Genomic DNA, 13,688 nt, shown 5'->3' on the forward strand with positions numbered 1-13,688 from the left:
TTATAATTAAAAATTAATTTCTTAGCGGTTTTCCTTTGGTCAACATAAACTGAATTCTTTCTAATGTTTTTCTTTCTGTACATAATGACAAGAAAGCTTCACGTTCTAAATCCAATAAATATTGTTCGGTTACTAAAGTTGGTTCTGATAAATCACCACCAGCCATAACATAAGCCAGTTTGTTAGCGATTTTCTTGTCGTGTTCCGAGATGTATTTTCCGGCTTCCATTTGGTCCGTTCCTACTAAGAACATTCCAAGAGCTTGCTTTCCTAATACTTTCACATCGCTTCTGCGAATCGGTTGTGTGTAACCGGCTTCGGCCATTAGTAAAGCGTGTTTCTTCGCTTCGGCAATCTGACGGTCTTTGTTCACTACAATAATATCTTTTCCGTGTTGTAAAAGGCCCGTATCAAAAGCTTCGTAACCAGAAGTAGAGACTTTTGCCATAGCGATAGTCAAGAAATATTCTTGTAAAACATTTAGCTCCACATCATTTTTATGAAATAAATCAGCTGCACGCAAGGCCATTTCTTTCGATCCGCCACCGCCAGGAATTACTCCAACACCAAATTCCACTAATCCCATATACGTTTCCGCTGCAGCGACTACTTTATCAGCATGCAAACTCATTTCGCACCCCCCGCCAAAAGTCATTCCGTGTGGTGCAACGACCACTGGAATTCCAGAGTAGCGTACGCGCATCATCGTATCTTGGAACATTTTGATTGCCATATTCAAGTCATCGTATTCTTGCTCAACTGCCATCATGAATATCATTCCGATATTGGCTCCCACAGAGAAATTCGCTGCTTGATTTCCAATAACCAATCCTTGATATTCTTTTTCAGATAAATCAATCGCTTTATTGATGGCTGCCAAAACATCTCCACCAATCGTATTCATTTTAGATTGGAATTCTAAATTCAAGATTCCATCTCCTAAATCTTGTATAATCGCACCGCTGTTGCTCCATACTTTTTTGCTTTCGCGAATGTTGTTCAGGATAATAAAGGCATCCTGCCCTGGAACTTTAGTTTGTGATTTTGTAGGGATATTGTAGAAAAAAGTTGCTCCTTCTTTAATAGAATAAAAACTAGAACTTCCAGAAGCCAACATATCAGTTACCCAAGCAGCTGGCGCTAAACCTTCCGCTTTCATGATTTCGATTCCTTTTTCGACACCAATGGCATCCCAAATTTCGAAAGGACCATTTTCCCATCCGAAACCGGCTTTCATGGCATCGTCAATCTTGTATAATTCATCTGTAATTTCAGGAATTCGGTTCGAAACATAAGCAAACATTCCTGCAAAACTTTTACGGTAGAATTCTCCTGCTTTGTCTTTTCCTTTTACCAGAACTTTAAAACGGTCAATTGGTTTATCAATCGTTTTTGTCAATTCCAAAGTGGTAAAAGAAGCTCTTTTAGCCGGACGGTATTCTAATGTGTCTAAGTCCAAAGACAAAATATCTTTGTCTACTTTTTTATAAAAACCTTGACCAGTTTTGCTTCCCAGCCATTTGTTTTCCATCATTTTATTGACGAATTCTGGAAGTTTAAACAACTCGTGTTGTTCGTCATTCGGGCAGTTTTCATAGATTCCGTTGGCAACATGTACCAAAGTATCCAATCCAACTACGTCAACAGTTCTGAAAGTAGCCGATTTTGGTCTTCCGATAACCGGACCAGTCAATTTATCCACTTCTTCAATCGTCAATCCCATTTCTTTTACCAAATGAAACAAACTCTGAATCCCATAAATCCCGATTCGGTTTCCAATAAATGCCGGAGTATCTTTGGCAACGACCGAAGTTTTGCCCAAAAATTTTGAACCATAATCTGTAAGGAAATCCAAAACTTCTGTTGAAGTTTGCGGACCAGGAATGATTTCGAATAATTTCAAATAACGCGCAGGGTTAAAAAAGTGTGTCCCACAGAAATGCTTTTGAAAATCGTCGCTTCTTCCTTCACTCATAAAATGAATTGGAATACCAGATGTATTTGAAGTCACCAAGGTTCCCGGTTTTCTGAATTTTTCAATTTGTTCAAAAACCATTTTTTTGATGTCCAAACGTTCCACCACAACTTCAATAATCCAATCAACAGTAGCAATTTTAGCCATGTCATCGGTAGTATTTCCAGTAGTGATTCTGCTGGCAAATTTCTGACTGTAAATAGGGGACGGTTTCGATTTCAGGGAATTAGCCAAATGCTCGTTCACCAATCGGTTTCTTACGATTTTGCTTTCTAAAGTCAGTCCTTTTTTAGCTTCCGCTTCGGTAAGTTCTCTTGGAACAATGTCCAACAGTAACACTTCAACTCCAATGTTGGCAAAATGGCAGGCAATTCCTGAACCCATAATTCCGGATCCTATTACTGCAACTTTTTTAATTGTGCGTTTCATACGTTGTTTATATTTGTTTTTTATTTGAATATGGGAGCGCCATTATTGATTGTTCTTTTGAATCATGGCGATGTCATTTTCTGTTTTTTCGGTTTGATTAAATATGTTTTTGTCTAGAATTAATTCGTTGATCGTTTCCGCTACTTCTATAAAGTGTTTCAACTTCTCCTCTGAGATGTGTTGTTTCACCGTTTCATTGAATTTCAACACTGTATTCTTAGATAATTCTCTTTTTTCTTTACCAAAATCAGTCAGGTAAATCAATACGCCACGGCCATCTTCCGGGTTTTTCTTTCGGATGATTAAGCCTTTTTCCTCCATAGATTTTAAGGTTCTGGTCAGGCTGGTGGCTTCCATTCCCATTTTTGGTCCCAAAGAAGTCGATGGTGTCCCACCTTCTTTATCAATACTCAACAAAGCAAAACCTGTGGCCATGCTCGCATCATATTTAGAAGCTTCTTCGTTATACATTCTGGCTACTGCTTGCCAGGTGGCACGTAAAATATAATCTATCGTTTTATCTTTCATATGTAACTATATCGATTTCAAATATAATAAAAAAATACTATGCACGCATAATATATTAAAATATTTTTTTGTAAATTTTTGTTTAAACTAAAAAACTCCCCATAAAATGAGGAGTTTACTGGTGTGTTTTTATATTTTATTTTATTTTCCCATTAACAAGAGCAATTACTGCACCTACTAATGCGGCCATTACAATAGTGATTACAATATCTAACCCCATAGTTTGATAATTGATTTCACTTGTCATAGAATTCATAAAGAAATTACTGTACAGGGACATGAATAATCCAATAACCGCACCGGCTTTTAAACCAGTCGCCGCATTGGAAATTCCGGCCCATTTCGTAAAAATGTAAGAGACGAAAAATCCAAAAGTCATACATCCTAAAAATATGAATAGCATGTTTTCATTTCCATCACTAGGGAATGAGTTTTTAAATAGGATTCCGTAAAACAACCATCCTAAAAGAAATTGGACGATACCACCTACAATGCCCGAAACTAAAAAAAATTTTACATTCATAATGTTTGGTTTTATTGGTTAATACAATAAAGGTATTAAAAAATAGCAAAATAACAGATAAAGTGTTAAAAAACAATTGAATATGAAATGATTGGTTGTGTTTTTGTTTTAGATTTAAAAAAAAACTCATCAGCAATTGATGAGTTTGTATTATTTCGAATAAAGTCTATCTTTTCTTAAACTCCCCGCTATCCACATCTTTTAAGAACTTGATTACGCCCGGAAAATAGGTTTTTGGGTCATCGTATTGCGAAAGGTGGCTTCCGTTAGGGCAAAACAAGAAACGCCCGTTTTGAACTTCATTGGCAATCCATTTCATGTGTTCGGGATCCATCGTGTCGTATTTAGAACCAATACTCAAGGTAGGAACCGTCAGGGTTTTTAGTCTGGCTTTGACATCCCAATTTTTAAGTGTAGCGTTTCCAGTGATACCAAATTCACTATGGCCTTGCATATAAACATATACATTAGGGTTAATATGCTTGAAGCATCTGTTGATGGATTCTGGCCATTTCTCCAGTGGCATTCTCAAAATGTGTTCCGTGTAGTAATGTTTGAACAGTAATTCACTGTATTTTGGATTATCAAAATCATTATTGTTCTCAATATCCTGCAATTGTTTTAGGATTTTAGGATCCATTTGCGGTGCCAACACGTCTTTTGCGTAAGCGTTATATTCTGCTGCACTCGCCATCATATTGGAGATAATTAAGCCTTTCAGGTTTTTTTGGTATTTCAAAGCGTATTCCATTGCTAGAATTCCACCCCAAGATTGTCCCATCAAGTAAAAGTTAGAACTGTCCAAGCCTAATGCGATACGTACTTGCTCCACTTCCTCCACAAAACGTTCATTGGTCCATAAACTATTGTCATTGGGTTGGTCGCTGTAATACGAACCCAACTGGTCGTAATAAATGTATTCAATGCTTTCGTTAGGGAAATAGCCGTCAAAAGATTCGTATAATTCATGCGTCAATCCCGGTCCGCCGTGAAGTAGCAACACTTTTATTTTCGGATTGTTGCCTACTCGTTTTGTCCAAACGTTAAAGGTGCCTTTTGGTGTTTTAATCGGAATCATTTTGATACCGCCTGTCAGCTGGTCATCCCGTTTGGAAAAGTCTAAATAATTTGCCTTTATGGAATCTTCCTTTGGTTTTTCTTGACAATTAGAAAAAAAGAACACACTTATAACGGAGCAAATCAAGACTTTTAGTTTCATAACGGAACGGTTTTTATCAAAGGCTAGTTGTAGATTTTATGGAACAAATCAATGTATTTCTCCATCACTATTTTTCGTTTTAGTTTTAGAGTAGGAGTAAGCTGTCCGCCTTCAATAGACCAAATATCCGGTGTCAATTCAAAACGTTTTATTTTCTCCCAATTTCCAAATTTTTCATTTAAGCTGTCAATTTCTTCTTGAATTCGGGCAATAACTTTTTCGTTTGAGACGATTTCTTCATTGCTTTTTCCAACATCAATTCCATGGATAACGCCCCATTCTTTAATAAAATCAAAACTTGGTTGAATGAAAGCGGCCGGCATTTTTTGTCCATCACCAATTACCATTATTTGTTCAATGAAACGGGATTGTTTCATCGTATTCTCAATTAATTGTGGCGCAATGTATTTCCCTCCGGAGGTTTTGAACATTTCTTTTTTACGGTCCGTAATTTTCAAGAATCCTTCTTCGTCAAAAATTCCGATATCGCCAGTATGAAAATAACCGTCAGTAATTACTTCATTGGTCAGTTTTTCATCTTTGTAATAGCCCATCATTACGTTTGGTCCTTTGCAAAGAATTTCACCGTCTTCCGCAATCAGCACTTCTACATTATCAATTACTTTACCCACAGTTCCTACTTTGAAACCGTGATTTCTCATGTCATTAACAGAGATTACAGGTGACGTTTCGGTCAAACCATAGCCTTCCATTACCGGAATTTCTGCTGCAGCAAAAACTCTCGCTAATCTAGGTTGTAAAGCGGCACTTCCGGAAACCATCAAATCAAGGTTTCCTCCCAAACCTTCTTTCCATTTACTGAAAATAAGTTTGCGGGCAATTTTGAGTTGGAACTCATACCAAAATCCATTTTTGCCATAAGGCTCATAGACTAATCCCAAATCAATCGCCCAAAAGAATAGTTTCTTTTTGATACCGGTCAATTCCGTTCCTTTGGCATAAATTTTATCATATACTTTTTCCAAAAGTCTTGGAACCGCAGTAATTACTGTTGGTCTAACTTCTTTTAGATTATCACTGATTTTATCAATTGATTCCCCAAAATATACAGAAACTCCGTAATATTGGTATAAATACAAAATCATTCTTTCGAAAATATGGCAAATAGGAAGAAAACTCAATGCACGGCTTTTACCTGCTTCAAAAGGAATTCTCGAAGCACTGTCCAACACATTTGAGACAATATTTTTATGGGAAAGCATAACTCCTTTTGGCTTTCCTGTGGTTCCCGAAGTATAAATTATAGTCGCTAAATCTTCTGTTTTTACGTTGTTTTTACGGTCTTCAACCTCACTTTGATTGCCAGTGTCTACACCCTGAATCAATAATTCATTCCAGTTTTTACAACCTTCAATTTCGTTGAACGAATAGACTTCTTTAAGCGTAGATACTTTATCTTTGATCAAATTTACTTTGCGAAGTACTTCGGCATCCGAAACAAAACAGTACATGGCACCGGAATGATTCAGAATATATTCATAATCATCTTCGGAAATGGTTGGGTAAATAGGAACGGTTTGCGCACCAGTTTGCAGCACGCCAATATCCATAATATTCCATTCGGTTCTATTATTAGTAGAAATAATGGCAATTTTATCGTCTTTTTGAACGTTCATTTTCAAGAGCGCCCTCGAAACAGCATTGGCTTTAGCGATGTATTCTTGAGTAGAGGTTTTTATCCAAACCCCATTCTGCTTCGTTGTTAAAGCATCTGGAATTGAAGTATATTTATCTTGTTGATAATAAGGAAAATCAAAAAGTCTGGTTATAGAAGTCATTATTCGAATGTTGAATTGACTCGCAAATTAAATAAAAATTAATAATAATTATTAATTTTCAAAAATTAAATAGAAAATTAAACCAGAATTATTCCATTTTACGAAAACGTTTTCTTGAAATGAAGTTTAAGACACTGATTTTAAGCTGAAATGTTCATTTCATATGAATTTTGGATTAATAGATTACTCTACATAATCTTTGCTTCTGTCTCCTAAGATGAACATTTTCTTTTTTTGAAAATGGATAGAAAAATGGGCATTTACCCAGTCTTCTGAAGTTTCCATTTCTGAGTTTGTCTCTTTGTTTTTATACCAAAGTGTGTATACCGCATAGTTAAAGCCTTTTTCGTATTTTGGAGTACCGTTTTCAAAACATTCCATTCCCCAAAGGATTGTAGTTTTTGATAAATCCAATACTTGAAAAACACCGGTTCCATCTGGATCTAATTGTACGATAGGTTCTGTAAGGCCTTCAAAAAGATAAGTTCCCGTTATAGGATAATCAATGTTTGTGGTAATATAATGGATTCCGTCTTTGGTGGTTATTTTTTTAACTTTATTTTGTGCGTTTACAGTAGCAAAAAACAGAATTAATGGTAGCATGAATACGGTAACTAGTTTTGTCATTTCGGGTAGTTTTGGTTTTTAAACAAACAGTGTTTTTTGATTTGGTACCATTGTCATTATTTCTTTGTTGGCTTTGGACTCATATAAAAAGTGATTTTTGAACCGTTGGTAATGTCAGCATGTTTGATAAATAAACTGTTAAATGGTTTCCCGTTCAACAGCACTTTTTTCACATAAACATTTTTATCACTTTGGTTCATCGCTTCCACAGTAAATGTTTTTCCATTTTCTAAAGTCAGGGTTGCGTTATTTACCAGTGGCGACCCCAAACTGTATTCATCAGATCCAGGCGCTACAGGATAGAATCCCAGTGAAGAGAAAATATACCAAGCACTCATTTGTCCGCAATCATCGTTTCCTCCTAAACCATCTGGAGTAGGTTTGTACTGCATGTTTAAAATTTTACGCACTTGGGATTGGGTTTTCCAAGGTTCGTCTGTCCAATTGTAAAAATAAGCCACATGATGCGCGGGCTCATTGCCATGAACGTAACCGCCTATAATTCCTTCTCGGGTAATATCTTCGGTTTCTGCAAAAAAGGAATCCGGTAAATACATTGAAAACAGGGTGTCCAATCGCGATGCAAAAGATTTTTTGCCTCCCATTTGAGTTACTAATTGAGTTGGATCCTGCGGTACAAAAAAGCTGTAGTTCCAGCTATTTCCTTCTATAAAACCTTGACCGTGGGTGCTTAAAGCGTCAAATTCTTTTTTGAAGGTACCGTCAGCTAATTTTGGACGCATAAAACCAGTTGTTTTATCAAAATTGTTTTTCCAATTTCCGGAGCGTTTTATAAATTCATTGTATACATCAGTTCGGTTCAGTTTCTTGGCGATTTGTGCAATACACCAATCATCATAAGCATATTCTAATGTGTTTGAAACAGAGATGCCACTTTTTTCGGCAGGAATATAACCCAAATCAATATAACTGCCAATACCTTCATAATTGCGGTGGTTTGCTGTTGTGATACAGGCTTCCAATGCTTGGTTTTCATCTCCATTGTAAATTCCTTTTATAATGGCATCCGCAATCACGGAAACACTATGATAGCCACTCATACACCAGTTATCATTGGAATAGTGAGACCAAATGGGTAACATGTGCAAGGCACTTTGATTGTAATGTGCCAGCATGGATTTTACCATGTCATTATTACGTGAAGGTTGAATTATATTAAAAAAAGGATGCAATGCCCGATAGGTATCCCAAAGCGAAAAAGTACTGTAATTGGTAAAACCGTCTGCTTGGTGAGTTCCTTGATCCAGTCCTTTGTATTGTCCGTTTACGTCCGTGTAAGTTGTTGGATTTATGAAAGTATGATACATGGCGGTGTAAAAATTCACTTTGGTATCTTCTGATGCATTGATATTGATTTTATTCAATTCTTTGTTCCAAATTGCTTGTGCTTGGTCTTTTACTTTTTCAAAATTCCAATCTTTGATTTCCGCCTGCATATTTTGCAATGCGTTTTCTTGGCTAACCGAGGATAAAGCGAATTTTATTTTTATTTTTTCGGATTCTTCTGTTTTGAAATCAAAATACATTCGTATTTTTTTACCGGCTATTTCAGGGAAATTTTTGGTTTGGTCGAACTTGCCCCAAAATCCTCTATACGGCTGTTTAGCATCATAATTCTTTTGACCATATTCTTTAAAAGGCTTCGAAAATGACATGGCAAAATAAACCGTTCGGGTTCTTGCCCAGCCATTCGTTTGTCTGTAACCGGTAATCAAAGTGTCATTAATAACTCTCACATAGGTCCAAACATCTTTTTGATCGTAATTATAAATTCCGGCCATTAAGTCTAAAATGATATGACTTTCGTCCGATTTTGGAAAAGTATATTGATGCATACCAACTCGAGTTGTAGCGGTCATTTCGGCTAAAATACCGCCATCATCCAGTTTGACTTTATAATAGCCGGCTTCGGCTTTTTCGTTAGCATGAGAAAACGCGGAGCGAAATCCACTTTTTGGGTTTGCAGCGGTTCCAGGATTCAACTGCAATTTTCCTTGTGTTGGCATAATTAGAAAATCTCCAAGATCAGAGTGTCCTGTTCCGCTTAAATGCGTGTGGCTGAAACCTACAATAGTCTTGTCTTCATATTTGTAACCGGCACAATATTTATAGACATCTCCGTTGTATTTGCCATTAAGTTCGTATGAAATAGTATCCGTTTCCGGGCTTAGTTGCACTGCTCCAAAAGGAACTGTTGCACCAGGATAAGTATGCCCCATTTTTTCGGTACCAATGATTGGCTTAACATATTTTACTAAATTTTGTTGTGCTTGGGTAAAAGAAAAACTGTAGAGTAAGGCAAAAAGGAATATTTTTTTCATGGGATAACTGCTAAATTAGTTTCGGGAGTTAATGCGAATTAAGTATTGCATTCAAATCTAACTAATCGTAAGTTTTTAAGCAAATATTAGGACTATTTTACAGTAAAAACTTCGTCACGCAATGATACTATTCGTTCAGAATTATTTTAGACCTGCATTTAAAATAAAATTAAAGCCATTCATTTAGGAATACCAACTAAGTCAATTTTTATCCCTTTTCTAATTTTTTCCTTTCAATCAGTTCTTTAAGATTCTTTTCTTTTATGGCAGTTCTATTTTGAATGCAATAGTCGGTATGATAAAAGTGCGATTGGAGAAAATTAATTTGCATGTCGTTCCATTCTTCCAAGCTGAGATTTGGACTATAATGTTTCAATTCCAAATAGAGTTTATTTCCGATGCGCTCAAAATGATTGGTGCCCAAGTATTCGACATCGGCATCTGCAAGGATGCATTCTAATTTGGTTTTTGGTTTTTGAGGTAATGTAGTGGCTCTTATCATACCGGCAATGGTTTCAATTTCTTTTTTGGTATATCCAAATTCCGGTAACTTTTTTTCAGCAAACCGAATGCTTTCTTCTTCATGCCCCTCATTAATTCCATTGATAAATCCGGCATCATGAAACAATGCCGCAGTTTTAACAAGCAGAATATCTTCCTCAGTTGTGTTTTCTTGTTGCGCAATATATTCTGCTGCTTCCAGCACATGTTGTGTGTGTTTCCAATGGTGATAAATGAGAAAAGGAGACAATTGTGTTTTTAAACAATCCATGACATTGGTATACAAAAGATTCCAGTTTTTCATATTTACAGCTACAATTAAATTTAAAAATAAGGTACACACCATGAAGGTATCTTTGTGAGAAGCCTATTTCATGGATTTCAGATATTAGTGTTTTTGTTTGTTTCTTAAAATTCCGCCGCTGGCTTCTTTGATATATTGGATAAACATAAAAGCATTGGGGTCTATTTTTTTTATCTCATCTTTGATTCTAAGTAATTCAAGTCGCGTTACTACAGTGATAATAATGTCACAGTCTGTTTTTAAATCGAAAGTATCAGGTAAATAACCCCGTTCCCCTTTAATTATTGTAATTCCTTTCCCGAATTTTTTCACAATTAATGATTTAATAATTTCACTTTTGGAAGAAATGATGTGCAAGGAAGTATATTGTTCCAGGCCGTGCGTTATATAATCGAGGGATTTTATGGCCGAAAAATAAGTGACAATTGAGTACAATGCTGTTCCAATACCAAAAGACCAAGCTGCAGCCAAAAATAATAAGGTATTCATCCCAAAGATAACTTCGGATACGTTGAGTCCAATTTTTCGGGTTGTCAATAAAGCCAAGATTTCTACACCATCAGCAGTGGAGCCACTCCGAATACACAATCCCATCCCAATCCCAATCAGGCAACCGCCGAACAAAGCAATTAAAAGTCTGTCTGTGGTAACTGCTTCAATATGAATAAAAGTCATACTGGCGGCTAGTAATAAAAAAGTCATCAAGCTTTGTAATGCAAATGTTTTTCCCAATAATCTTTTTCCTAAAAACAAAAACGGTATGTTTAAACCCAAGACAAGAATTCCAAATGGCAGATGGGTAATTTCATGGATAAGTATTGAAATCCCTATAATACCGCCATCCAAAAATTTATTGGGTATCATAAATCCCTTTAGTGCCAATGTAATGAATACTACGCCCACTAAATTTAGAATAATATTTTTTGGATGAAATATTTCTTTCCAGTCAATGGGTTGGTGGTCAATATTCATAAGAATGAATTTGGATTAAAATCCTTTAAATATACTACTTTATTTTAAAAAATAAATATTATATTTACCTTATAATTAGATTGTTACCTCAAAATATCGATTCTTTGGTTTCCCCAGCCATTTTTAAATTAATAGTTTTCTGAATCAGAATTTATTAACCTTTAAATATAGTAATCATGGCAAAGTCTGTAGTAATCACATTGACCGTTCAAACTGCTAATCTTTATGGAATGAATGCTCCATCACAATCTCAAATTGATGGTTGTTGCACATTATCGGATGATAATTCCGGAAGTTCTTCAAATGGAACTCCAGAAGATTTTAAATCCTATGTATTTATCAATAATAATGTAAAGTGGGTCGGTGTTTCAAGGGACTCGGGATACTCTGTGGCAATCAACAGTATTGATTATGAATCCAAATCCAATGATGTTAATTTTTTTGACAGTCCTACTATTTATGGATCGGGAGGAAGGTCTGGAAACGCATCTGCCAATGTCAAAAATGATCCTAGTTTGCTTGGTAAGTTGGATATTTACAACATCAATTTTAGCGTTTATGATTCCGGTAATTCTTCAAAAACATTTAGCATAGATCCCAAATTAGCTATAAATCCGTAATGGAATTGAATTTTAAATATTCTTTTAAAATTGCTCTTTTTGTTTTTTTTGTGCACTTAAGTATTTTAGCCCAGGAGCAAAAAGTCGCGGACAGCCTTGTGAAAATTTATCAGAGAGGGAATATTGAAAATGCTGAAAAATTAGAATTACTTAGGAATTTATCTTTTAATGAAGTGAATAATCTCAGGCTGTCGCTAAGATATGCAGAGGAACTTATTGCGCTGTCAAAGTTAGAAAACAACTATTTATACCTGCACAGAGGGTATTTTCAAAAAGGAAATAAACTCAGACTTATTGGAGATTTGAATAAATCCCTTGATGCTTTTTTTAAAAGTGAGGCCGCAGCTAGCAAAGCAAAATATAGTGCGGGTCAAGGAACTGCTTATTCCTCTATTGCCGATGTATATTCGGTTATGGGGAATTCTAAAAATGCTTATTTATATTACAACAAAGCCATTAAATTATTGAGAGAAACCGATAATTCTATAGGGCTGGCGTCCGCTTTATTAAATATGGGCGATGAATATTTTAAAAACAAGAAATACGATTTAGCATTAAGAAATTTTAAAGAATCCGGTGAAATTTTCAAGAGAGCCGATTATTTGATTGGTACTGCCTATAATTTAGGAAACATAGGAATGGTCTATGCCGAGCAGGGAAAGGATGCCTTGGCCATGAAATACATGAGTAAAGCCATAAAAATTCTGGAAGAACTAAAGGATTATTATGCGATTTCAGATTACCTGACGTACATGTCAGCTATTTATTTAAAACAAAATAATCAGGCTGTTGCGCTCAATTATGCGCAGAGAAGTCTGGAGCTAGCTCAAAAATATGGTTTGAAAGACCAAATCAGTAATTCAAATCTTAAACTTTCAGAGCTGTATCAAATATCCGGAAATCCCGTCGAATCCTTTAAGCATTACAAGAATCATATTATTTATCGGGATAGTGTCACCAATCTTAAATCGGTTCAGCAAATGGCTGATTTACGAACTAATTTTGAAGTTTCCCAGAAACAGATTGAAGTCGATTTGCTCAACCAAGGAAAAAAAAACCGACAGATTATTGCCATTTCATCTGCGATATCATCGGGACTGGTTTTCTTACTTGCTTTTGGAATGTTCAGAAGGTATAAATTCATAAAGAAAACCAATGTCATTATTGAAGAGGAAAAGAATCGGTCAGACAGCTTGTTGCTAAATATTCTTCCCGAAGAAACGGCTCATGAGTTGAAACAAAATGGTAAAGTGCTCGCCAAAAAATTCGAATCGGTATCGGTATTATTTACCGATTTTGAGGGATTTACCCAATATGCAGAAAAACTACCGCCAGAAAAATTAGTGGAAAGTGTGGACTACTATTTTTCTAAATTTGATGAAATCATGGAAAAATATGATTTAGAAAAAATCAAAACAGTTGGTGATTGTTATATGTGCGCGGGAGGTTTGCCTTTTCCAACAGAAGACCATGCTTTTAAAATGGTACAAGCGGCTTTTGAAATTGCCACATTTGTCAGAGATTCAAAAAATAATAATCCTTTAAATCATACTCGTTTTGAAATTCGCATCGGAATTAATTCCGGTCCCGTGGTAGCCGGAGTAGTCGGTACCAAGAAATTTGCGTATGATATTTGGGGAGATACGGTAAACATTGCTTCCCGTATGGAATCTAATTCAGAGCCAGGAAAAATTAATGTATCCGAAAACACGTATGAACTCATTAAAGACCGCTTTGATTGTGATTACAGAGGTGAAATTGAAGTTAAAAACAGAGGGACGATGAAAATGTATTTTGTAAACAATCCTACAACTTAAAGCGATGTGAATAGTCGTGTTTTTTTTCCAAA

At 35.7% G+C, this 13,688-nt stretch carries 11 protein-coding genes; 2 read left to right on the forward strand and 9 right to left on the reverse strand.

Annotation, left to right across the window (positions count from 1 at the left end; all coding sequences use genetic code 11):
* Nucleotides 1-13 precede the first annotated feature (13 nt).
* From QLS97_RS07295 to QLS97_RS07335, 9 genes are all read right to left on the reverse strand, one after another.
* On the reverse strand, nucleotides 14-2,404 hold the full coding sequence (locus QLS97_RS07295; protein WP_282715423.1) for a 3-hydroxyacyl-CoA dehydrogenase/enoyl-CoA hydratase family protein: 2,391 nt from the start codon (nucleotides 2,402-2,404) through the stop codon (nucleotides 14-16).
* 42 nt (nucleotides 2,405-2,446) lie between these two features.
* Complete coding sequence (locus QLS97_RS07300) at nucleotides 2,447-2,932, reverse strand: MarR family winged helix-turn-helix transcriptional regulator (protein ID WP_282715425.1); 486 nt, start codon at nucleotides 2,930-2,932, stop codon at nucleotides 2,447-2,449.
* A 136-nt stretch (nucleotides 2,933-3,068) separates the two neighbouring features.
* Nucleotides 3,069-3,455 carry a hypothetical protein gene (locus QLS97_RS07305; protein WP_282715427.1) on the reverse strand — a complete coding sequence of 129 codons (387 nt, stop codon included), beginning with the start codon at nucleotides 3,453-3,455 and terminating at the stop codon, nucleotides 3,069-3,071.
* Nucleotides 3,456-3,621: 166 nt separating this feature from the next.
* Nucleotides 3,622-4,674, reverse strand: coding sequence for a proline iminopeptidase-family hydrolase (locus QLS97_RS07310; RefSeq protein WP_282715429.1), 1,053 nt, complete (start codon nucleotides 4,672-4,674; stop codon nucleotides 3,622-3,624).
* Between the two features lie 23 nt (nucleotides 4,675-4,697).
* Nucleotides 4,698-6,473, reverse strand: a complete 1,776-nt coding sequence (locus tag QLS97_RS07315; RefSeq protein ID WP_282715431.1) for an AMP-dependent synthetase/ligase — start codon at nucleotides 6,471-6,473, stop codon at nucleotides 4,698-4,700.
* Nucleotides 6,474-6,656: 183 nt separating this feature from the next.
* A complete protein-coding gene (locus QLS97_RS07320; RefSeq protein WP_282715433.1) occupies nucleotides 6,657-7,100 on the reverse strand; it encodes a hypothetical protein in 444 nt (147 codons plus the stop codon).
* Nucleotides 7,101-7,156: 56 nt separating this feature from the next.
* Complete coding sequence (locus QLS97_RS07325; protein WP_282715435.1) at nucleotides 7,157-9,442, reverse strand: GH92 family glycosyl hydrolase; 2,286 nt, start codon at nucleotides 9,440-9,442, stop codon at nucleotides 7,157-7,159.
* A gap of 208 nt (nucleotides 9,443-9,650) precedes the next feature.
* Complete coding sequence (locus QLS97_RS07330) at nucleotides 9,651-10,289, reverse strand: HD domain-containing protein (RefSeq protein ID WP_282715436.1); 639 nt, start codon at nucleotides 10,287-10,289, stop codon at nucleotides 9,651-9,653.
* Between the two features lie 42 nt (nucleotides 10,290-10,331).
* Nucleotides 10,332-11,219 (reverse strand): YitT family protein, encoded by an 888-nt coding sequence (locus QLS97_RS07335; protein WP_282715437.1) that lies wholly within the window; start codon nucleotides 11,217-11,219, stop codon nucleotides 10,332-10,334.
* Between the two features lie 176 nt (nucleotides 11,220-11,395).
* On the opposite strand from QLS97_RS07335, the gene QLS97_RS07340 reads away from it, so the two are divergent.
* Both QLS97_RS07340 and QLS97_RS07345 read left to right on the forward strand, forming a co-directional pair.
* On the forward strand, nucleotides 11,396-11,839 hold the full coding sequence (locus QLS97_RS07340; RefSeq protein ID WP_282715439.1) for a hypothetical protein: 444 nt from the start codon (nucleotides 11,396-11,398) through the stop codon (nucleotides 11,837-11,839).
* Between the two features lie 98 nt (nucleotides 11,840-11,937).
* On the forward strand, nucleotides 11,938-13,656 hold the full coding sequence (locus QLS97_RS07345; protein ID WP_282715441.1) for an adenylate/guanylate cyclase domain-containing protein: 1,719 nt from the start codon (nucleotides 11,938-11,940) through the stop codon (nucleotides 13,654-13,656).
* Nucleotides 13,657-13,688: the final 32 nt, after the last annotated feature.

The sequence above is a fragment of the Flavobacterium yafengii genome (assembly GCF_030010375.1).
GTDB lineage: Bacteria > Bacteroidota > Bacteroidia > Flavobacteriales > Flavobacteriaceae > Flavobacterium > Flavobacterium yafengii.

What these genes read in the sequence shown, in the direction of transcription:
- QLS97_RS07295 (WP_282715423.1), bottom strand. Translation starts at nt 2,404, where the DNA reads ATGAAACGCACAATTAAAAAAGTTGCAGTAATAGGATCCGGAATTATG.
- QLS97_RS07300 (WP_282715425.1), bottom strand. Translation starts at nt 2,932, where the DNA reads ATGAAAGATAAAACGATAGATTATATTTTACGTGCCACCTGGCAAGCA.
- QLS97_RS07305 (WP_282715427.1), bottom strand. Translation starts at nt 3,455, where the DNA reads ATGAATGTAAAATTTTTTTTAGTTTCGGGCATTGTAGGTGGTATCGTC.
- QLS97_RS07310 (WP_282715429.1), bottom strand. Translation starts at nt 4,674, where the DNA reads ATGAAACTAAAAGTCTTGATTTGCTCCGTTATAAGTGTGTTCTTTTTT.
- QLS97_RS07315 (WP_282715431.1), bottom strand. Translation starts at nt 6,473, where the DNA reads ATGACTTCTATAACCAGACTTTTTGATTTTCCTTATTATCAACAAGAT.
- QLS97_RS07320 (WP_282715433.1), bottom strand. Translation starts at nt 7,100, where the DNA reads ATGACAAAACTAGTTACCGTATTCATGCTACCATTAATTCTGTTTTTT.
- QLS97_RS07325 (WP_282715435.1), bottom strand. Translation starts at nt 9,442, where the DNA reads ATGAAAAAAATATTCCTTTTTGCCTTACTCTACAGTTTTTCTTTTACC.
- QLS97_RS07330 (WP_282715436.1), bottom strand. Translation starts at nt 10,289, where the DNA reads ATGGTGTGTACCTTATTTTTAAATTTAATTGTAGCTGTAAATATGAAA.
- QLS97_RS07335 (WP_282715437.1), bottom strand. Translation starts at nt 11,219, where the DNA reads ATGAATATTGACCACCAACCCATTGACTGGAAAGAAATATTTCATCCA.
- QLS97_RS07340 (WP_282715439.1), top strand. Translation starts at nt 11,396, where the DNA reads ATGGCAAAGTCTGTAGTAATCACATTGACCGTTCAAACTGCTAATCTT.